This window comes from Verrucomicrobiota bacterium (assembly GCA_037139415.1).
In the GTDB taxonomy this organism is placed as follows: Bacteria; Verrucomicrobiota; Verrucomicrobiia; order Limisphaerales; family Fontisphaeraceae; genus JBAXGN01.
Genome location: JBAXGN010000056.1, coordinates 1 through 20,957 on the forward strand (window position 1 = coordinate 1; position 20,957 = coordinate 20,957).

The following is a 20,957-nucleotide window of genomic DNA, read 5'->3' on the forward strand; positions in this document are numbered from 1 at the left end:
GGTGCGCAAAACGACGCCACAACCAGAGTAGTTAAAGTTACGAAGTCAAATTAATGCTCGGCTTCTTTCTCTCCCAGGCTCTGGTGAATCCCATCCTGGCTCTGGCTGATACCGCCAAACTTGTCTCCGCACGCAATGATTACTCGCTCCGCGCCCCCAAGCCCGCTCCTGGTGAGAACGACGAGATCCGCCTCCTGAGCGACACCTTTAACCAGGTGCTCATCCAAATCCAACAGCACCAAACGGACTTGAATCGCGCGCAGGCCGTGGCCCATATCGGCAGTTGGCGCTCACATCTTAAGAACAAGGAAATCCATTGGTCGGATGCCACCTACCGAATCTTTGGTATTCCTCAAGGAACGGTCATGACGCACCAAGCGTTTCTGGAGCGGGTGCATCCAGAGGACCGGGAAACTGTGAATCGCGCCTGGCAGGCGACGCTGCAAGGCGCGCCGTATGACCTCACCCACCGGATTATTGCCAACGGAACAGTAAAGTGGGTGCATGAACAGGCGGAATTGGAACGCGACGCACAAGGCGTGGTGGTAAGCGGATTCGGAACGGTCCAGGACATTACCGCGCGCAAACGGGTGGAAGACGCGCTGCGGGAGTCTGAAGAAAAATACCGCGGCCTCTTTGAAAACTCCCGGGATGCCATTATGACGCTGGAACCCCCTTCCTGGAGGTTCACCTCTGGAAATCCGGCGGTCGTCAAGCTGTTTGGAGCGAAGAGCGAAGCAGAGTTTATTGCCCACGCGCCATGGGAACTGTCTCCGAAATGTCAGCCGGACGGGAGCGCATCCACCGGGAAAGCCAGGGAGATGATTGAAACGGCCGTGCGCGAAGGAGCCCACTTCTTCGAGTGGACCCACCGGCGAATTGATGGCACGGAGTTCCCCACCAATGTGCTGCTGACCCGCATGACGCTAGACGAAAAAACGGTCGTCCAGGCAACCATCCGGGATATCACCGCGCGCAAACGCAACGAGGAATCGTTGCGCAAACTGTCGTTGCAGTTGAGCCGGGTGGAAGAGGAGGAGCGCCGCCGCATTGCCCGCGAACTGCATGATTCCACCGGCCAGAAACTCGCCGCGTTGAACATGACCCTCGGACTGCTCCAGGAGGCCACGACCGACCCGGATGGCAAGCGGGAGAAAATGTTCACCGAAGGCCTGGCGATGATTGAACAATGCGCGCAGGAAATCCGCACGCTCTCCTACCTGTTGCATCCGCCGTTGCTGGATGAGCTGGGGCTGGCCGCCGCCATCAGCAACTACGTCGAGGGCTATTCCAAGCGGAGCGGTGTGCAGGTCACTTTTAATCCACCTCCCGACCTCGAACGGTTGTCCGACGAAGTCGAGATTACGTTGTTCCGCGTCGTGCAGGAAAGTCTTGGCAACATCCACCGCCACGCTGGCGCCACAACCGCGCGGATCCGCCTCACCTGCGACGCGGAGCGGGCGATGCTGGAAGTGAGCGACCAGGGCCGCGGCATATTCCCGGAAATAATCCGTGCGCTTGAAGCGGGGCGCGGCGCGGCGGGGGTTGGCATCGCGGGGATGCGGGAGCGGCTGCGGCTGCTCGGTGGCCGACTGGAAATCGAGTCCGGCGCGCAAGGCACCACCGTGCGTGCCATCATTCCGCAACGGGAGGAACCCACATGAACACCATCCGAATATTGATTGCCGACGATCACGACGTCGTGCGCGAGGGGCTGAGGACACTCCTCGCCGCGCGCGCGCATTTTGAAGTCTGTGGGGAAGCCGCCACCGGCCGCGCCGCCGTCGCCCTAACGCTTAAACTAAAGCCCCACGTGGTGGTGATGGACTTCAGCATGCCGGAGTTGAACGGCCTGGAAGCCACGCGCCAGATCCGCAAGACGCTGCCCGACACCGAGGTGCTCATCCTGACCATGCACGACTCCGAGACGCTCGCGCGCGCGGTATTGGCGGCGGGTGCGCGCGGGTTCCTGCTGAAAACCCATGCGAAGGGACAGCTTGCTGCCGCCGTGGACACGCTGGCCCAGCACCAGCCATTCTTCACCGGCACCCTCTCCGTCCATGTCGTCAACGCATGCTTGAATCCCGGCCAGTCTCTCGCAAAAAACGGTGGCGCTGCCGACCGGCTCACGCCGCGCGAGCGGGAGATCGTTCAGCTCATTGCCGAGGGCCGGACGAACAAGGAGATCGCGCTCCAGCTTGGCCTCAGCGTGAAGACGGCGGACGCACACCGGGCGAACGTGATGCGCAAGCTCGACCTGCATTCGGTCAGCGAGCTGGTGCGCTACGCCGTGCGCAACCAGATCGTGCAAGCGTAGCGTCCCTTGTTTCTTTGGTATTACCATCTAGGGTGTTTACCCTAGGTAATGGCTACTGTTTCTTTCTCCTCACAGGTGCGCGATTATTGACTTGGTTCAGTAGTGAACCGGCAATGAAAGCCCAAACCAACAACCATGCCAGTGCGCCCGGACGGATTCGTACGCTCATTGCGGATGACTCAGCGGCCTTCCAGAAAGCCATCCGGCAATTCCTGGAGTGCCTGCCGCAAATCGAGGTGGTCGGCATTGCCGAGGACGGGGTTCAGGCCGTGACTTTGGTCGCCAGCACACGGCCGGACTTGGTGTTGATGGATATGCAAATGCCCCGGCTCAACGGCCTGCATGCCACCCGGCGGATTCGCACCAAGTTTCCGAGCGTGCAGGTCATCATCACCACCCTTCACGATTCCTGCGAACTTAAGGCTGCTTCCCTCGCGGCGGGGGCCAAGCGTTTCATCCCGAAACAATGTCTGGGCGAGGAACTGACCATCGCGATCGAACAACTGTTTCCCGGAAAAGAGAAGGTAAATGGAGGCATTTAACCTTTATGCACCAGCTATTTTGCCTGGTTGGTCTCCCCATTTTTGACTTTGCCTGAAGACTGGAATGCGGTATCTTTCTCCTATGAAAGCGGATGAGCTAATTTCGGTTGATGCGGATGTCCTTGGCGGCACGCCGGTGTTTAAAGGGACACGCGTTCCAGTGAGAACGCTCTACGATTACCTTGAGGGAAACTATACGCTGGAACAATTTCTGGAGTGTTTCCCGTCGGTGACACGGGAAACGGCCTGTCAGGTATTGGAATGCTCCGAATCGGCCTTGCTTGCCCCGACGCCGGCATGAGGATTTTGCTGGATGAATGTGTGCCGTGGCCGATGCATAAGCTGCTCGCTGATCACGAGTGCTGTCCCGCCCAACAGCGTGGCTGGAGTGGCTTCAAAAATGGCGATCTCGTCAGGTTGGCTGAACCCGAGTTCGATCTTTTCATCACCAGCGATCAGAATATCCGTTACCAACAGAATCTGGCCGGACGGCGCATCACTATCCTGGAACTTTCCACCAACGACCTCCGTCGTATTCGCGCGGCTGCCGTTCTGATTCAAATGATGGTTGTCGCCATGCAGCAAGGAGAATTTCGCAGGCTCGAAATCCCGTGAGGCAATATTATATCCCCATATTCTATGGCATTTAAATTGGTCAAGATACCGTCACTCAAGACAACGACCGACTTCCGCGCTCATGTGGCCTCACTGGGATTGGAGCTGCCATGCGACGATACTATCCTGGCGGGCGCGACCTCCCCGCTATCGCAGCCGGTCACCAGCGTGCAAATTAACGGCAAGACCATCGGCAACCGCGTGTGCATCTCCCCGATGGAAGGCTGGGACGGTCTAACCAACGGCGATGCCTCGGAAAACACATTGCGGCGCTGGCAGCGCTTTGGCGAGAGCGGGGCCAAACTGGTTTTTGGCGGCGAAGCCATGGCTGTGCGGCCGGAAGGACGGGCGAATCCCAACCAGGTGATGATCCGCCCGGAGAATCTCGCCAGCTTGAAGCAGCTTCGGGAAACCTTGTTGTGCGCGCACCAAGAACGGTTTGGCCGGACGGATGATTTGGTAATCGGTTTTCAACTCACGCATTCGGGACGCTTCTGCCGTCCGACTGATATGAAAACCTGGGAACCGCGCGTCGCCTTCCGGCATCCCATTCTCGACCGGCGCTTCAAAGTCACCAGCGACGCCCAGGTGTTCACTGATGATGAAATCAAACGGCTCATTGAAAGTTACGTGGTCGCCGCGCGCGTGGCGGCGCAGGCAGGCGCGGATTTCGTGGACATCAAGCATTGCCACGGCTACTTGCTGCATGAATTTCTGGGGGCGCACACGCGGCCCGGACCCTATGGCGGCTCCTTTGAAAACCGCACGCGCATTCTGCGCGAAATCGTCGCCGGCATCCGCGCGAGCGCCAACCCCATTGACCTGGGGGTGCGCCTGAGCGCCTTTGACTTTGTGCCGTTCCGGCCCGATCCCGCGCTGAGCCAGCCCGGCAAACTCGGGCCGGGCATCCCGGAAGATTACGCGCATTGCCTGCCGTACGGCTACGCATTCGGCGTCAACCCCAGCAACCCGGTGGAGTACGATCTCACCGAGCCGTTCCAATTCATGGCGCTGTGCGGAAAACTGGGCATCAAGATTCTGAACCTGAGCGCGGGCTCCCCGTATTACAATCCGCATATCCAACGGCCCGCCGCGTACCCGCCCTCAGACGGCTACCAGCCGCCGTATGATCCGTTGGTGGACGTAGTGCGCCAACTTCAGGTGGTGCGGCAACTCAAGGCCAAAGCGCCGCCCGGTTTGCTCATCGTGGGCAGCGCGTACAGTTATTTGCAGGAATACACGCCGCATGTATGCCAGGCGGTGGTGCGCGCGGGTTGGACGGATATGGCTGGCATTGGCCGCGCCGTGCTCAGCTACCCGGCCATGCTGGCGGACGCCCTGGAAAAAGGCACGCTGACGCCGCGGTTCATCTGCCGCACGTTCAGCGACTGCACCACCGCACCCCGCAACGGACTGATCAGCGGCTGCTATCCCTTGGACAAGTTTTACACCGCCAAACCGGAGTTCCAAAAACTCAAGGAACTGAAACGGGCGGCGGGAGTTTAAACGTTTTCAGATGGCCAAACGCTGCAAACTCGGTTTCACTACGCGCATGAGAATAACTGGTTCCGCCCGATTGTCGGTCGCACACTGGGTCATCGCCCTGCTACTATCTGCCCTCGTTACGTTCGCCGCCGAGGTGCGGGTGGCGCTGTTTTCGGACACGCATTGGGCGCCGTTGACCAATAAAAACCAACGCGCCTTCCGCGCGAACCTCGATAAGGTGATTGCCGCCGTCAACCAGGCAGAGGTGAAACTGGTAGTCATCACGGGCGACCTTACGGAGAATGGCAAGACCGAAGAGTACCGGGAGGTAAAACAGAAATTCGCAGAGTTAAAGGCCCCGACCCTGTGGATACCCGGCAATCATGACGTGGGCGCAAAAATCATTCCCACCGGGAAAAGAAAAGGGGTGACCTCGGCGTCGGTGCAGCGCTACGAGGCGATTATGGGACCGTCCTCTTTTTGTCGCGAGGAAAGCGGGGTGCGCGTAATTGGCATCAATTCCGCTCTGCTGGGCAGCGGTCTGCCGGAAGAGCAAGCACTGTGGGGATTACTGGAAAAAGCGCTGGCCAAGCCCGGCGATAAACCGACCCTGCTGCTCACCCATTACCCGCTCTATGTCGAACAACCGGACGAACCGGGCGGCGAGTATTGGAATGTGGAACCGGAGCCGCGCCAGCGCTTGCTCAAGCTGCTCAAGCAAGGCGGCGTAAAAGCGGTGTTAAGCGGGCATCTGCATCGCACCGTGACCAACTCGCTGGATGGCATGGCGATGATTACCACCACCTCGGTTGCGTTTGGGTTACCCAGCCTGCTGCAGCCGGATGCTTGGACCTTGCTCACGGTGCCCGCCACCGGCAACATCACCTACGAATTCAAAAAACTGGAGGAATAATCCAAGCAAGCGCGTCCGCGATGGCTCAGCTTGGTGGTCTGAATGCGATTTGGACTTACCACTCGATGACGGCGGCGCCCCAGGTAAATCCGGCTCCGAACACGACCAGCAACACCAAATCGCCACGCTGAATGCGCCCTTGGGAAACGGCCTCATCCAGCGCGATGGCCACCGACGCAGCGGAAGTGTTGCCGTATTTGTCGAGGTTGATGAAGACTTGCTCGGGCGTCACATTGAGACGATCGCAGACGGCATCCACAATCCGGCGATTGGCCTGATGGGGAATGACACACTTGATCTTGGTAATATCCAATTCGCACCGGCGCAAGGCTTCTTTCCCCGCGTTCACCATGGCGGTAACCGCATTTTTGAACGTCTCCTTGCCGTCCATTTTCAAATAATGGAGTCGAGCGTTCACCGAATCCACCGTCGCTGGCTGCATACTGCCGCCGCCGGGCATGCAAAGCACACCGCCCTTGGCGCCATCCGCCCCCATGCAAGTGGTCAGCAGGCCATGGCTGTCCGGACGGTTTTGCAGAATGGCTGCGCCGGCCCCATCGCCAAACAACACGCAGGTGTTGCGGTCCTGCCAGTCGGTAATCGAGGAGATTTTTTCCGCCCCGATGACGAGCACGGTTTCATACGTGCGCGTCATGATAAATTGTTGGCCGATTTCCAACCCGAAAATAAAGCCCGAGCAGGCGGCTTCAATATCAAATGCCGCCGCGCGCGTGGCACCGATTTTTTGTTGCACCAGGCAGGCCGTGTTGGGAAACAGCATGTCCGGCGTGATCGTGGCCACAATGATGAGGTCAATATCCTCCGGTTTGATGTTGCCCCGCTCCATCGCCATCAGCGCCGCCTTGGCGGCCATGTCGGAAGTGGCTTCATTCGCCGCGGCAATATGCCGTTCACGAATGCCGGTGCGCGAGATAATCCATTCGTCCGTGGTATCCACCATTTTCTCGAGTTCGGCGTTGGTCAAAACGCGTTCGGGCACATACGAGCCGACGGAGGTGATGGAACAGGAGCGCCCTTGGTAATTATGGCGCGCACGTGGATTGGTAAAGGTATTTTCGGGAGTTGGATTCATCAGGCGTGATGCACCGGGAGATGGTTGACACGTTCCACCCCGGTTTTAATCAGATCCAGTAAGTTATGCCGGACGGTTTCCGCCGCGCCCCGGATGGCGTTCATGATGGCGGTTTCACGAGAGGCGCCGTGCGCAATCATCACCAGCCCGTTGACGCCCAACAGTGGCGCGCCACCCACATTGTCCGGGTTCGTCCGCGCCCGCCATTTGGCGAAGGTGTTTGGCGCCTCATCCTTGAAGGAGACCAGCACCATTTTGGCCATGCTTTCGCTGGTTTTCAAGAATACGTTGCCAACAAAGCCATCACACACCAGGACGTCCACCCGGCCAGCAAATACATCACGGCTTTCCACGTTGCCGATAAAGTTAAGCCCGGATTTCTGGCAGAGCTTGAACGCCTCGCGGGTGGCCTTGTTGCCCTTCGTATCCTCGGTGCCAACACTTAACAGGCCGACGCGTGGTTGCGGGCAGGCCAGCGCCACTTGCGCGTACATATTGCCCATGACGGCAAAATGCAACAAGTGCTGCGGCCGGCAATCCACATTCGCCCCGGCATCAATTAAAACAAAGCGGCCTTGGGCCGACGGCATGATGGCGGCGATGGCAGGACGTTCAACGCCATGCACGAGCCGCAGATTCATGGTGGCGGCGGCGACGACGCTGCCGGTGTTACCCGGCGACACCAAGGCATCCGCCTGCCCATGCTTGAGCAGCCCAACGGCTTTGGCAATGGAGCTATCCCGCTTGGAACGCAGCCCGGCGACCGGCGAATCCGCCATGGTCAACACCTCGGAGGCGTGAACCACCTTCACCCGGCCATCCACCGGCTTGTGATCAAGGACGGCTTTGATTTCAGCCTCATTGCCAACCAGCAATAGCTCGGTCAATCCGGGAATGGATTCCAGCGCTTGCAACGCCCCATCCACCACCACGGCGGCACCGTGGTCACCGCCCATGACATCCACTGCGATGCGCATATTGGATAGATCGCGGCAGCGCTTCCGCCGCCGCCATTGACGCTCAGCTTATTTCTTAGCCTTGATGGTCAACACCTGGCGCCCTTTATAAAAGCCGCACGCCGGGCAAACCCGGTGCGGGATATAGGGCTCCCCGCATTGCGGGCAAGTGTTTAATTGCGGCAAGGCCAATACACTGTTGTATGCCCGGCGCATACGTTGACGGCTCCGGGACGGTTTACGCTTTGGTACACCCATAACTCAATCTCGTGTTGTTTGTTCGATTACAGTTTCAACTTATTCAACGCATTCCATGGGGATGACCCCTGGTCAAACCCACCCGTTCCACTGGCCTGCGTCTTGTCAGCCAGACTTTTAAGCCCGCCGCACTCAGCTTCACACAACGGATGTTGCGGAAAGCCGAGAATAATATCTTCTCGAATGAACGGAGTCAAGTCCACCTCGTCAGAGATTATTTTCACAGCTTCCTCGCCCGACAAAGGGATCAAGCAACTCCATGGGTCCAACTCCAATCGGAAGACCAATGGTTTGAGGCAACGGACACATTCGCAGTCCAATAAAAGCACCAAAGAACCCTGCAAAAGCAGGCTTTCTTCGAGTTTTTGGACTTCCAAATCGTACTTTAACGATTGCGTAACCCGAATGCACTCATCCATCGCTTCGAGCCCTAATTCGGCGGGCGACACTTCCCCTTCCAACTGTAAATTTTGTTTTTCCAGATGCCTTAAATTGATGGTGACACTCATAGTTACCTCTGCTTTTTTGTGTTTCGCCCGAGTTTTTTGAACAAAGCGGTCTTGACGTGCAGCGGAACAAAGGGGGTGATATCTCCGCCCAAAACGGCCACTTCTTTGACCAGTCGGCTGCTTAAAAAAGTATAGGCTTCTTTGGGCATCATGAAAATGGTCTCCACCTGCGAATTCAATTTCCGGTTCATCAAGGCCATCTGAAACTCATACTCAAAATCAGATACCGCCCGCAAGCCGCGGATCACCGCCTGACCTTTCCGCTGCTCCACATAATGCACCAGCAAACCGGTGATGGTATCCACCTCCACGTTCGGGAGGTTCATGGTCGAGTGCCGTAATAATTTCAGCCGTTCCGGCAAGGTGAACAGGGGATGTTTGGCCTCGTTCTCCGCCACCGCCACAATCAGGCGATCAAACAAACGCGCCGCCCGATGGATCAAATCGAGATGTCCATTGGTCAACGGATCAAAACTGCCGGGATATATCGCCGTGCGCATACCTTAAGGGTTGGTGCAATGGCCGAAAAGTGCAAGGCCAATTTTTTTCTGCCATCAGTAGCCGGAACGGGAAACCAAGATGAAAATGGTCCGGCCCGATTTTTGCGTAACCATGCGGGTTCAAATACCAGCAAGGCGATCATAAAATCCAAGGTGTCGCTGGATTTTTACGGCTTGACGCTGGTGAGTGGGAAAATACCATCACCACAATGAAATCGTACCCGAGGCAAGGCCATTTGAATAGACCAACGTTCCTGCTGTCCATGACCCTGATGGGGCTTGGCTGGGGCCTTCTTTCGCTCGGTGCCCAAACCGGGTACGAACCCAAACCGGCTGATCCGTATTTCGAGAAGTTCAATCTGCGGCGGGCGCCCGAGCCCGGGCCGTTGCTGCTTAAAACGGGTGATCGCCTGGCCATCGTCGGTGATTCCATCACCGAGCAGAAGCTGTACTCGCGCCTGATTGAGACGTACCTGACGGTCTGCGTGCCGGATCTCAAGGTGACCGCGCGCCAGTACGGCTGGAGCGGAGAGACCGCCGCCGGTTTTTTGAAGCGGATGGACCAGGATTGCCTGCGGTTCCAGCCCACGGTGGCCACGTTTTGTTACGGCATGAATGACGCCAAGTACCGTCCGTATGATGATCTCAATGGCGAATGGTACCGGGATAATTACACTGCGCTGGTGCGCGCCTTCAAGGCGGCGGGCGCGCGGGTGGTGCTCGGGTCCCCGGGTATTTCCAGCAAGCTGGCGTCGTGGGTGAAGACCAAGAGCGGCACGCTCGACGAGCTGAATTTAAACCTGGGCGCATTGCGTGATATCGGCATCGGGATTGCCCAACGGGAAGAAGTGCGGTTTGCGGATATCTTCTGGCCGATGTTCAAAGCCGAAGTTGAGGGGCGTAAACGGTACGGTGAATCGGATGGCCGACCATATTCCTTGGCCGGCAAGGATGGCGTGCATCCCGGCTGGGCCGGGCAACTGGTCATGGCATACGCCTTTCTGCGGGCCATGGGTTTGGATGGGGACCTGGGGACGGTCAGCGTGGACATGTCCGCCGGGAAAGCGACCGCCGTTGCCGGTCACACGGTGGACGCCTTTGCCAACCAGGTGGTCCGCCTCACCAGTGTGCGTTATCCCTTCTGCGCCACCGGCGAGACCAACCTGGATGCTTCACTGCGCTCCGGCATGACGCTGATCCCCTTCAATGCCCAGTTAAACCGTTTTATGCTGATCCTCACCGGCGGCACGGCCGCGCAATATCGCGTGACATGGGGCGCCAAAACCATGACCTATGAAACGACCCGTCTCGCCAAAGGGGTGAACCTGGCCGAGGATTTTGAGGAAAACCCCTTTTCCGGCGCATTCAAAAAAGTGGACGAGGCGGTGGCGGCCAAGCAGGCCTATGAAACCAAACAAATCAAACAGGTTATCCACAACGCCAAGGGCAAGGCCGACGTGGATGCGGCGGTCGCCCGCACCGAGGCGGAGCGCGCCCCATTGGTCGAGGCAATTCGTGCGGCTTTTGTGCCGGTAAAGCACGAAATCAAAATTGCGCCGGTGCCGTGAGCGGGAGCGCCAGTCTCAATGGTGTGACAACCTCGCTATTTCCATGGGCAACACCGCCGATTGCGGAATAGGAGTATCATCGGTATAGCAGGCGGTAGAACCGGGGCGGTTGGCTGGCGGTGTTGGTGTCGTCGAACATGACGCTGCCATTGGTGAGGTAAAACCCCGAACTAAATGATTGCCAATTGGTGTCCACACCACTTGGCAGATTGGTACGCCATAGTAACTGAATCAAACTCAAGTCGGAGGGTACACCGCCATCGGTATCCTGAAACACCAAGTGGAGGGGTTGGCTGGCACTGAATTTTGGCGGCTGCAACACGGGCGGAAGCAATGCACGGACGGTGGCATTAACACAGCACCAGTTTCCCAAAGCATTGGTCACCAGCACGGAATAAACGCCGGCATTGGTCCGTGTCACTGGCCCGAGATCGAGGTTGGCATTCGTTTGTCCTGGCAGCGGCACGTCGTTGAAGGTCCACTGGAAGGCAAATGGGCCATCGCCAGAAGCACCCACATTCAGGGTGACATTTTGCCCGGATGGCACACCCTGACTCTGCGGCCATGGATTGACGGCGAAGGGGACACCTTTGCGGATACTACGATTGCCTTCGTCGGTCAAATAGAGATTGCCCATGGTATCTACCACAATTCTGCCAATCGTTTTGAACCGGGCGTTGCAACCCGTTCCATCTGCACTGCCAGAAGTTCCAGCCAACCCGGCCACTGTCGTTACTATGGCGTCAGGAGTAACAACTCGAACCGTGTAGTTTAAAGCGTCTCCCACGTACACGTTACCAGCCGAATCCACTGCGGCACTGTGCGGAAAGTTGAACCTCGCGGCAGCACCCTGTCCATCATTTGTCCCCGTGGAAGTATTTCCTGCGAAAGTACTAACCATTCCAGTGGGTGTAACTTTTCGCATCCGAGAACTATATTCATCCGCCACGAATATATTCCCCGCTTTATCAATTCCTATGCCCGCAGGCCTGGTAAATCGCGCGGCACCGCCAAGCCCATCAATCGTACCAGTAGCTCCGGGTGAACCGGCCAGGGTGCTCACGATTCCACCAGGTGTAATTTTCCGAATTGTGCTATTGTAAAAGTCGGCGACATACATATTCGTAGCACGATCCAACACGATGGAATCTGGACCGTAGAAGAGCGCCATGCCAATTGCCCCATCACTGGACCCACTCTTGGCTGGCACACCGGCATAGGTACTCACCATTCCATCCGTCGTAATCTTCCGAATCGTGTTATTGAGGGTGTCAGCCACATACACAGTGCCACCGCTATCCACCATCAAGTCCCACGGACTGTTGAACCGGGCGGTGGCTACTGGCCCGTCATTGGTTCCGCTACTTCCCGGCGCACCGGCAATGGTGGTGACCCATCCGTCTGGAGTGATCTTCCGGATCGTATGATTAAGATCGGATACGTAAACGTTGCCGTTGCCATCCAAGGCCATCCCATGCGGAGTCCCAAACCTGGCTGCACTGCGGAAACCATCATTGGTTCCGACCGGACCGTTCAATCCGGCCATTGTGGTGAAGGTGTAAACCAGAACGGTCAAGGTGACATTCGAACTAATGACCATGCCTTCAGCGGTGCTCACCATAACCGAGTACGTTCCGGTCTGGGACTTTTGTACATTAGTTAGCGTCAGCACAGCATTCGTAGCGCCCGACAAATTCGTGCCATTGAACAGCCACTGGTAACTGAATGGAGCGCGTCCCTGTGGGGTGACGCTAAAAGTGGCTCCGTTTCCAACCAGCACAGCTTGGGGATTTGGCTGGGCGGTAAATCCAACAGGACTTACTCGAAGCAGGGTGGTGGCACTGTTCGTCGTTCCAAAGGCATTGCTGACGGTAATTGAGTACGAGCCGGATTGCTCCAGATGAAGATCGGTTAATACCAATACTGCATTGGTCGCTCCGGGAATATTTGTGCCATTGAAGTTCCACTGGTAACTGAGCGGTAAAGCACCGGTAGCTTGAGCGCAGAGGAAGGCCGTCATAGTGCTGGCCAATGTCAGGTTGGACATCGAGCCGCTGAAAGCGGCAATGAAGGGGGGACCATTTCCCGCCAGCGCCAGGGTGTGATTGCCGCCGCCAACCACCGCCACCACGTTGCTGACACCCACAGGCACAGCGGACTGTTTGTAGGCATTGTAACCCCACGCTACCACTGAGCCATCGGTTTTCAGGACTACATTATGGTTGTTACCCGCCGCAATGGCCACCACGTTAGAAATGCCCCCAGGCACGCTACCTTGGCCATAATTATTGTAGCCCCAGGCAACTACGGATCCGTCAGTTTTCAACGCCAAGCTATTACTATTCCCTACGGATATTGCGACCACATTGCTCAAACCCGCAGGGACCGTGGCTTGGCTGTAATTGTTGAACCCCCACGCCACGATGGTGCCATCGCCCTTCAGCGCCAGACAGTGATTGGCTGGGCCGGCCGCCAAGGCGACCACGCCTGACAATCCCAGCGGCACATTCATCTGGCCGTAATTATTGGTGCCCCATGCAACGATGGTGCCGTCGTTTTTCAGCGCCAGACTGTGGCTTATGCCCCCCGCAACGGCCACCACATTAGTCAATCCCGCCGGAACATTGGTCTGGCCAGAGGTGTTTAATCCCCAAGCAGTCACCGTGCCATCGGCCTTCAAGGCCAAGTTATGAGCACTGCCAGCGGCAATGGCTATTACATTAGACAATCCGGCCGGAACGTTGGTTCTCCCATTGGCATTATTTCCCCACGCCACCAATGTGCCATTAGCCAGTAAGACCAAGTTATGGGAGTCTCCGGCCGCGATCGTCACGACGTTCGTTAATCCGGCGGGCACATTCGTTTGGCCATAATAGTTGTAACCCCAAGCTGTGATGGGGCTGTTTGCAATAGCCCGGTTGCTTCCTGAAAAAATATAGACACATGCCAGGAGAAGAAAAAAACGAGGCGCGCTAAACTGGCCCATCGCAATCAACTGGCTGGCGCAATTAGTATTCATTGTTTTTACCCTGATTTAATAATAGCGATGGTAATTCTTTCTTAGTTTCTGTCAAGCGCCTTCAGGGCCTAAATATCACTCCATTTGCTTTCCGGACAAACCGTCCTATCGTTTGCGTAGCAAAGTTGTCCGCACAGGTCCAAGTACCGGTCTGGAGACCAGTGAACCGGGGCGTCAGGACCAGCCGTATGACGGCTCACTCCCAAGTGGAGTTGCGCGTCGCGAGCATTGCTAACCAATCCCGTGAGCGGGAGCGCCAGGCTCAATGGTGTGACAACCTCGCTATTTCCATGGAAAACACCGCCGCTTGCGGAATAGGCGTTTTATCCTATCCGTGCGATTCGTGAAATCCGTGGTTAAAATTGCTTTTCCCGAGTAACATTTTCACCGGGTCTCCGTTGAATCGTGGTGGATGCCGGACGCCATTCAACGCATGACAAGCTTGGAGGCGCATGGCATCTTTGACGAAACGATGCCATGACCGACCTTGAAAAACGCCGGGATTATTTTGCCACCACCCGCTGGACGGTGGTGCTCACGGCGGCACGCACGGATACGACGCGCGCCCGCAAGGCGCTTGCCGAGCTGTGCCAGGTTTATTGGTATCCCCTCTACGCCTATGCCCGACGGCGCGGCCATTCCGTGCATGACGCGGAGGATTTGACCCAGGGATTCTTTGCTCACTTGCTACAGCAGGATTTTCTCGCCGGGCTCAGCCAGGAAAAGGGCCGATTCCGCGCCTTCCTGCTGGCATCCATGAATCATTATATGGCCGACGAATGGGACCGGGTTTCCGCCCAAAAGCGTGAGGCGAAGAAAACCCTCTCCCTGGAGGCGGAGACGGCGGAGCACCGTTACCAGACTGAGCTGGCGGAGCAATGGACCCCGGAGCGCGTGTTCGAACGGCAATGGGCCATGATCCTGTTGGAAACGACCGTCCAACGACTTGCCCGGGAATATGAAACCGCTGGCCGGGGCGCGCTGTTCACCGAAATTCAATTTGCCATTTTGGGCGAGCGCAGCGCGGTGCCCTATACAGAATTGGCCGCGCGGTTGAACCTGAGCCATGAGGCGGTGCGGGTGGCGGTGCATCGGCTACGCCAGCGCTACCGGAGAATCCTGCGCGAGGAAATCGCCCACACGGTGACCGGTGAAACCGATATTCTCGAGGAACTCAACTATTTGCGCCAGGTGCTCGCATCTTGAAAAATGCAATTACCCTGTAACATTCGTGCCGAGTTTCCTTTAATGCAAGGTAGGGAACCTTTATGAATGCTGAAAAATCATGTCCGCATTGCGGGAAATCGGTATCTGCCAGCGCACTGCGCGGGCTATGCCCGGATTGTCTGCTCCAGGCCGCGTTGCCCACCGGCGATACCGGCGACCTGGAGGCAGACGCCGCGCCTTCCTTTGAGCCACCTTCACCCCAAGAGCTTGGGCAAAAATTTCCGCTATTGGAAATCGTGGAGTTGCTGGGACGCGGCGGGATGGGCGCGGTCTATAAGGCGCGGCAAAAACATCTGGATCGCGTGGTGGCGTTGAAAATCCTGCCGCCCAAGGTCGGGCAAGAACCCGCCTTTGCCGCCCGGTTTGAGCGCGAGGCACGGGCGCTGGCCAAGCTCACGCATCCCAACATCGTCACGCTTTACGAATTCGGCCAGGCGGAGGGTTTGTATTATTTCCTGATGGAGTATGTGGATGGCGTCAATCTGAGCCAATTACTCCAAGCCGGACGCCTGGCACCGAAGGCGGCGCTGGCCATCGTACCGCATATTTGCGAGGCGCTGCAATATGCCCACGATCAGGGGATCGTGCATCGCGACATCAAACCGGGGAACATCCTGTTGGGCAAAAACGGCCAGGTGAAAATCGCGGATTTCGGTGTGGCCAAACTGATGGGCGCCGATCCCCTCACTCCGCCCCTCGCCCCCATTGGGGGAGCGGGGGGCCGCAGGACGGGTGAGGGGGAACCCCCTATGCTTACGGATGCGGGAAAAATCATAGGGACGCCACACTATATGGCGCCCGAGCAGACGAATAATCCGCAAGAAGTGGATCACCGGGCCGACATCTACTCCCTGGGGGTGGTCTTCTACCAGATGCTTACCGGCGAACTGCCGGGCAAGACCATCGAACCGCCATCAAAGAAGGTTCACATGGATGTGCGTCTGGATGAGGTTGTTCTGCGCGCATTGGAAAAGAAACCCGAACTCCGTTATCAGCAAGCCAGCGTGCTCAAGACGCAGGTGGAGACGATTGCGGAGTCGCCGTCAGGCAGTAGCGGGCGTAACGACGGTCAATTTGATTCCGCCCTTGAACCGGAGCATAATCCGTACGCTACCGTGTGGCCAAAGTGGATGAGCGTCACGACCGTTCGTGACGGACGGCCACTGGTTCGGTGGTCTGGGGTGTGGATCGGCCTGGCCATCCTCGGCGCGGTTGGCTGGGGTGTGACCGTGGCGGTCAACGCGCTCTTCTTTGGCAGTCGTCCAGTTTCGGATTGGGTGTTTTTGATGCCGCTGCTCATGGCGGCTGGGTATCTGGCTTGGCGAATCCACTGGAACCTTGAACGGCTCCAGCACCGGCTACGTTCCCGCGCGGGGCAATCGCCGAAGGCGCATACTACACAATCAGAAATCGGAATTCCGGCCGGCGGCGCGACCGCCAGCTCACCCAGCGCGCCGCTCCCGATCAAATCGCCGCTGGTTCGCGTGGTCGAAGCTTGGTTCAACCTGACGCTCACGTCACCGCTGGCGGAGAAGTTAATCAACGTCTCCTCGCTTGGATTTTTTGCCAGCTTGGGCTTTCTGAGTTTGCTGGGCTTTCTGCCATTGCCAGGCTGGCAACGGTGCTTTGGGTTTTCCGGTTTCTTCGGCTTCGCCGGTTTCTTTGGCTTGATTGGCGTCGCGTTCATGGTCGAATTCGCGGAACGGCGCAAAGCGAAATCAGCGACTGCGCCGGGGAGTTCCAGCCCGGATTGGTGGCTGTGGGCTCCCGCCCAATCGTCACTCGTTCGGGAAATTTGCGGACACCTGACCGACGCGGAGAAAAGCGAAGCCACCAAACGGAGATTCTTGTTCGGCATCTGGAATGCGATGACGTTTTTTGGACCGTTCTTCAGTGTCATGTTTTTGCCCAGTCCGCTGGGGTGGATCTTCGGTGGCGCCATGTTGGTCATCGGTCTGTCCTTCTACCCATTGTGGCGGAGAATGGAGCGGGAGTTCCTTTACTCCACGATTTGGGCGCGGCAACAAGGCATCCAACTCGAGCAACTCAAAGGCGGCGCGCGCCCACGGCACATCGGATTATTCGTGGCAGCAGCGCTGCTGGTGTTGTTGATCGCCGGCGGATTCCTCGGCTACCAGTTATTGCACTCCCCAAAGCCGGCCGGACCCGAAGCCGTTGCTTTGGGCTTTGGCCCGGTGATGGAGCAGGTGGTGGACGAGATGATTGATTTTGATTCGGGCAAGCTCGCCAAGCTTCCCGACTCGGTCACAAGTGCAAATTCCATGGTTGCGAATGTGCTGGAGGCTTTGGCTTGGGCGGAAAAAACAGGCATGGACGCGGTCAAGGAGACATCCGCCAGCTTTCTGGGCCTGGGCATGAAAGTCGAAACGCTGCACGGTGAAACGTGGGAAAACGTCACACCCGATCAATTGGCCCGAACGCTGGCCACCACGAAACCAAAGACCACCCAGGCAATCAATCCCGGCAAGGATTCCCCGGCCACCTACGCATTCCAAACCCGCGAAGGCGGCATTGGCATCATGCAAGTCATCGGCTTCACCGACAAAGGAGTGAAGCTTCGCTACAAGCTGGTGAGGTAAAACTCCTATGACTTTCAGGTCGAACGTCTTCATATTTGGCTCTCTTTGCCCTTAAAGATATGGAATAGGAACGCCAAAGATGGTACTAACACCACTGCACCAACAGCCAATGCCAGGATCAGCAAACGCAACGTGGTTTCTGGTGCGTGTGCATTCGCGACGGTAACATCCGGCGTAACAAGATAAGGATATTGAGCCAAACTCCACCCCACGAGAATCATAGTAACCTGTCCGCCGACCGCTATGCGCGCCCACACAAACTGTCGCTGCCACAGCGCCATCATCGTGGCCAAGGCGAGCAGGCACGTCGCCGCGAGCAGCACCGGGGCCCACCAGCGGGTCAGGCAATGGAACATGACCGGTGCGTCTTGCTTGGAAAGGAGAAGGACCACAAACGCGATTGGCATCAATGCCACCCCCGACCAAAGTGCCCGCCGGCGAAAATCATTTTGCAAGTCAAGCTGCTGCTTCGTATCGAGGGTCAAGTAAGTGGCCGCCAGAAAGGCAAACAGTCCGAGGGCGAATACCCCACAGGCAAGGGCGAACGGGGTCAGCCAGCCTGCGAAGAAGCCAGTGACGACTTGACCATTCACGACGCGAATCTGCCCCGTGGCCAACGCGCCGATGGTAACGCCTTGAAAAAACGGGGTAATAAAGCAGGCGACGCCGAACATTGCGCTCCAGCGGCGTTGCACCGCGTCCGATTTGGAGTCGTATTGGCGAAAAATGAAAGCGGATCCGCGCAGCACGATGCCAATGAGCATCACCGTCAGCGGAACGTTCAGCGCGGTCATCATCGCCGCGAACGCTTTCGGAAAACCGGTGAATAGAACCACCAGGACGAGAATAAGCCAGACATGGTTGGCTTCCCAAATGGGGTCGATGGCTTCGGCGATTGCCTGTCTTTGCCGCGGGGCGCGCGGGCCCGCCGCCAGCAGATCCCACATGCCACCACGAAAATCCGCGCCGCCCGTGAGGGCATATAGGATCAGCGATAGCAAAATGCAAATGGCAACAATTATTTCAAGCATGGAGTCACGTCGTTGGTGTTGCAGAAATGGTCGGGGGCGGCGGCAAAAACTGGCGACGCAAAACAAATATAACGACGAAGGCGAGGTAAACGTACAACACCGTAAAAGTGACGAACGGCACGACCAGCCCCGGCATCGGCGTGACGGCGGCTTCCGTTCGCATCACACCGTAAATAATCCAAGGTTGGCGCCCGACTTCGGTTACGACCCAGCCGGTTTCAATCGCCACAAATCCCAACGGTCCGGCGGCCACCAACGCGCGCAACAGCCACGGGTGCCCAGCCAGCGGTCGGCACTTCCACCAGAGCCAACCGGCCCATACGGCCAAAGCCAGCATCGCCATTCCGGCGGCAACCATGAGGTCGAACGACCAATGAACCATGCGCACGTTAGGCCAGTCGTCTTGGGGAAACTCTTCAAGACCTACGACCTTGGCGTCAGGGTTGTCGGTGAGCAGGAAACTCAAGCCGCGCGGAATACGGAGCGCATAAGAGGTCGTACGCGTCGCATCGTCCGGAATGCCACCGACGAGCAGAGGCGCTCCCATTTGCGTCCGATAATGCGCCTCCATTGCCGCGAGCTTGGCCGGTTGCAGCCTGCCCACGGTGCGGGCGCTAAAATCGCCGCTCAAGATTTGCAGCGGGATGCTGACGCAAGCAACGGCCAAGGCAATGCCCAATGCGCTCCGATGGAAAAGGCTGTGCCGGTCGCGCAACAGGAAGAAGGCGTGCACGGCCGCCACGGCGAAGCCCGTGGCCACAAAGGCTGCCAGCGTCATGTGCAGGACTTCATGAAAGCTGGCCGGATTCAACATGGCCGCGATCGGGTCAATCTCGGTAATCCTGCCCGCCGCCATCTTGAAGCCCGTGGGCGCATTCATCCACGCATTGGCCGTCACCACGAATATGCCGGAAAAGATGCCACTAACAGCGACGACGACCCCCGAAAGCCAGTGCAAGAAGGGCGAGAGTCGGTTCCAGCCATAGAGATACACCCCTATAAAAATGGCTTCGGTGAAGAAGGCGAAGCCTTCCAGGGAAAAGGGCATGCCGATGATCGCACCGGCCTTTTCCATAAAACCCGGCCACAACAAACCGAGTTCGAAGGACAGCACGGTGCCGGACACCGCGCCCACCGCGAACAGAATGGCTGTGCCGCGCGCCCAGCGTTTGCTGAGTTCGAGATACACCGGCTGCCGGGTGCGGAGATACACTCCCTCCGCAATCGCCATGAGCAGCGGCATCCCGATGCCCAGCGCCGCGAAGATAATATGGAAGGCCAGGGACATGGCCATCTGCGAACGGGCAAAAAAGAAATCACTCATTGGATAACCCTCAATCCAAGGGCGCAGCCCAATTGGTCCAGGGGACGACCGAAACACTGAGCCTCATCGCAATCAATCAGATGTTTTCTTTGGTCAAGATATTGCGCCAACACGTCTATCAGTATCCAGAAAGGCCAAAAGATCCGCGTTGAGTTGTTTCTTGTGTGTGTCGGTAAGGCCGTGGGGTGCTCCGGCATATACCTTCAGGGTCGAGTTCTGGATGAGTTTTGATGAGGCCAGAGCCGACGCGCCGATCGGTACAATCTGGTCGTCGTCACCGTGAATGATAAGCGTCGGGACATCGAACTTTATGAGGTCTTCGGTGAAGTCGGTCTCGGAGAACGCTTTGATGCAGTCGAAGGCGTTCTTGTGACCGGCTTGCATCCCCTGGAGCCAGAACGAGTCGATCATGCCTTGCGAGACCTTGGCGCCAGGCCGGTTGGCCCCGAAGAACGGGCCACTGGCGAGATCCCGGTAGAATTGCGAGCGGTCGGCGGCACAGCCGAGGCGAATCTTTTCGAACACCTCTATCGGCAAGCCGCCGGGGTTGGCGACCGTCTTCAGCATCAACGGCGGGACGGCGGAAATCAACGCCACCTTTGCCACCCGTTTCGTGCCGTGGCGTCCGATATAACGGGCTACTTCGCCACCGCCGGCGGAGAATCCGATCAGGACGGAGTTCTTCAGGTCCAACGTGTCCATCAAGGTTGCAAGGTCATCGGCGTAGGTGTTCATTTCATTGCCATTCCAGGGTTGACTGGATCGGCCGTGGCCTCGACGGTCATGTGCGATGCAGCGATAGCCGTTGGCCGCCAAGAAGAGCATTTGAGCCTCCCAACTGTCTGAACTCAACGGCCACCCGTGACTGAACATGACGGGCTGACCTGCGCCCCAGTCCTTGTAGTAGATTTGTGTGCCGTCTTCGGTGGTAATCGTATTCATGTTGTGCTCTCCTCATTTGTTGCGGTTGTGATTTTCATAATGTTGCTGAATCTGTTCA

The 20,957-nt window shown here is 57.5% G+C and carries 19 protein-coding genes; 9 read left to right on the forward strand and 10 right to left on the reverse strand.

Annotated features, from left to right (window positions below):
* The first annotated feature begins 53 nt into the window (after window positions 1–53).
* The 4 genes from WCO56_11610 to WCO56_11625 all read left to right on the forward strand — a co-directional run bounded on the left by WCO56_11610 (window position 54) and on the right by WCO56_11625 (window position 3,160).
* Window positions 54–1,664 (forward strand): PAS domain S-box protein, encoded by a 1,611-nt coding sequence (locus tag WCO56_11610; GenBank protein MEI7730212.1) that lies wholly within the window; start codon window positions 54–56, stop codon window positions 1,662–1,664.
* A complete protein-coding gene (locus tag WCO56_11615) occupies window positions 1,661–2,317 on the forward strand; it encodes a response regulator transcription factor (GenBank protein ID MEI7730213.1) in 657 nt (218 codons plus the stop codon). Before WCO56_11610 ends, WCO56_11615 begins: the two co-directional genes overlap by 4 nt.
* A gap of 113 nt (window positions 2,318–2,430) precedes the next feature.
* A complete protein-coding gene (locus WCO56_11620; protein MEI7730214.1) occupies window positions 2,431–2,859 on the forward strand; it encodes a response regulator transcription factor in 429 nt (142 codons plus the stop codon).
* 82 nt (window positions 2,860–2,941) lie between these two features.
* Window positions 2,942–3,160: a DUF433 domain-containing protein gene (locus WCO56_11625; GenBank protein MEI7730215.1), complete on the forward strand. Its 219-nt coding sequence runs from the start codon at window positions 2,942–2,944 to the stop codon at window positions 3,158–3,160.
* Here WCO56_11625 and WCO56_11630 read toward each other — a convergent pair.
* Window positions 3,109–3,444 (reverse strand): hypothetical protein, encoded by a 336-nt coding sequence (locus tag WCO56_11630; GenBank protein MEI7730216.1) that lies wholly within the window; start codon window positions 3,442–3,444, stop codon window positions 3,109–3,111. The two genes, WCO56_11625 and WCO56_11630, sit on opposite strands and share 52 nt — an antisense overlap.
* A gap of 54 nt (window positions 3,445–3,498) precedes the next feature.
* On the opposite strand from WCO56_11630, the gene WCO56_11635 reads away from it, so the two are divergent.
* Complete coding sequence (locus WCO56_11635) at window positions 3,499–4,980, forward strand: NADH:flavin oxidoreductase (GenBank protein ID MEI7730217.1); 1,482 nt, start codon at window positions 3,499–3,501, stop codon at window positions 4,978–4,980.
* Between the two features lie 46 nt (window positions 4,981–5,026).
* Window positions 5,027–5,872, forward strand: coding sequence for a metallophosphoesterase (locus WCO56_11640; GenBank protein ID MEI7730218.1), 846 nt, complete (start codon window positions 5,027–5,029; stop codon window positions 5,870–5,872).
* 55 nt (window positions 5,873–5,927) lie between these two features.
* Here WCO56_11640 and WCO56_11645 read toward each other — a convergent pair whose 3' ends face one another.
* From WCO56_11645 to coaD, 5 genes are read right to left on the reverse strand one after another with little or no spacing between them, the layout of a single operon-like run.
* On the reverse strand, window positions 5,928–6,965 hold the full coding sequence (locus WCO56_11645; protein ID MEI7730219.1) for a beta-ketoacyl-ACP synthase III: 1,038 nt from the start codon (window positions 6,963–6,965) through the stop codon (window positions 5,928–5,930).
* The gene (plsX, locus tag WCO56_11650; protein MEI7730220.1) at window positions 6,965–7,942 is read right to left on the reverse strand and encodes a phosphate acyltransferase PlsX; all 978 of its coding nucleotides are present in this window, start codon (window positions 7,940–7,942) and stop codon (window positions 6,965–6,967) included. The genes WCO56_11645 and plsX overlap by 1 nt, the downstream gene beginning before the upstream one ends.
* A gap of 48 nt (window positions 7,943–7,990) precedes the next feature.
* Window positions 7,991–8,179 carry a 50S ribosomal protein L32 gene (gene rpmF, locus WCO56_11655; protein MEI7730221.1) on the reverse strand — a complete coding sequence of 63 codons (189 nt, stop codon included), beginning with the start codon at window positions 8,177–8,179 and terminating at the stop codon, window positions 7,991–7,993.
* A 26-nt stretch (window positions 8,180–8,205) separates the two neighbouring features.
* Window positions 8,206–8,688: a DUF177 domain-containing protein gene (locus tag WCO56_11660; GenBank protein MEI7730222.1), complete on the reverse strand. Its 483-nt coding sequence runs from the start codon at window positions 8,686–8,688 to the stop codon at window positions 8,206–8,208.
* Window positions 8,689–8,690: 2 nt separating this feature from the next.
* Window positions 8,691–9,188 carry a pantetheine-phosphate adenylyltransferase gene (gene coaD / locus WCO56_11665; GenBank protein ID MEI7730223.1) on the reverse strand — a complete coding sequence of 166 codons (498 nt, stop codon included), beginning with the start codon at window positions 9,186–9,188 and terminating at the stop codon, window positions 8,691–8,693.
* A gap of 236 nt (window positions 9,189–9,424) precedes the next feature.
* On the opposite strand from coaD, the gene WCO56_11670 reads away from it, so the two are divergent.
* The gene (locus WCO56_11670) at window positions 9,425–10,756 is read left to right on the forward strand and encodes an SGNH/GDSL hydrolase family protein (GenBank protein ID MEI7730224.1); all 1,332 of its coding nucleotides are present in this window, start codon (window positions 9,425–9,427) and stop codon (window positions 10,754–10,756) included.
* Between the two features lie 76 nt (window positions 10,757–10,832).
* Here WCO56_11670 and WCO56_11675 read toward each other — a convergent pair whose 3' ends face one another.
* Window positions 10,833–13,775, reverse strand: coding sequence for an immunoglobulin domain-containing protein (locus tag WCO56_11675; GenBank protein MEI7730225.1), 2,943 nt, complete (start codon window positions 13,773–13,775; stop codon window positions 10,833–10,835).
* Between the two features lie 477 nt (window positions 13,776–14,252).
* Between WCO56_11675 and WCO56_11680 the strand changes: the two genes are divergently transcribed.
* Together WCO56_11680 and WCO56_11685 are read left to right on the forward strand one after the other, a co-directional pair.
* The gene (locus WCO56_11680; protein MEI7730226.1) at window positions 14,253–14,981 is read left to right on the forward strand and encodes a sigma factor; all 729 of its coding nucleotides are present in this window, start codon (window positions 14,253–14,255) and stop codon (window positions 14,979–14,981) included.
* A gap of 62 nt (window positions 14,982–15,043) precedes the next feature.
* The gene (locus WCO56_11685) at window positions 15,044–17,602 is read left to right on the forward strand and encodes a serine/threonine-protein kinase (protein MEI7730227.1); all 2,559 of its coding nucleotides are present in this window, start codon (window positions 15,044–15,046) and stop codon (window positions 17,600–17,602) included.
* 29 nt (window positions 17,603–17,631) lie between these two features.
* Here WCO56_11685 and WCO56_11690 read toward each other — a convergent pair whose 3' ends face one another.
* The 3 genes from WCO56_11690 to WCO56_11700 form a co-directional block, all read right to left on the reverse strand.
* Entirely contained in the window at window positions 17,632–18,633 is a 1,002-nt protein-coding gene (locus WCO56_11690; protein ID MEI7730228.1) for a cytochrome d ubiquinol oxidase subunit II, read from the reverse strand.
* A 4-nt stretch (window positions 18,634–18,637) separates the two neighbouring features.
* Window positions 18,638–19,957 (reverse strand): cytochrome ubiquinol oxidase subunit I, encoded by a 1,320-nt coding sequence (locus WCO56_11695; GenBank protein ID MEI7730229.1) that lies wholly within the window; start codon window positions 19,955–19,957, stop codon window positions 18,638–18,640.
* Window positions 19,958–20,050: 93 nt separating this feature from the next.
* Window positions 20,051–20,899, reverse strand: a complete 849-nt coding sequence (locus WCO56_11700) for an alpha/beta hydrolase (GenBank protein ID MEI7730230.1) — start codon at window positions 20,897–20,899, stop codon at window positions 20,051–20,053.
* Window positions 20,900–20,957 lie beyond the last annotated feature (58 nt).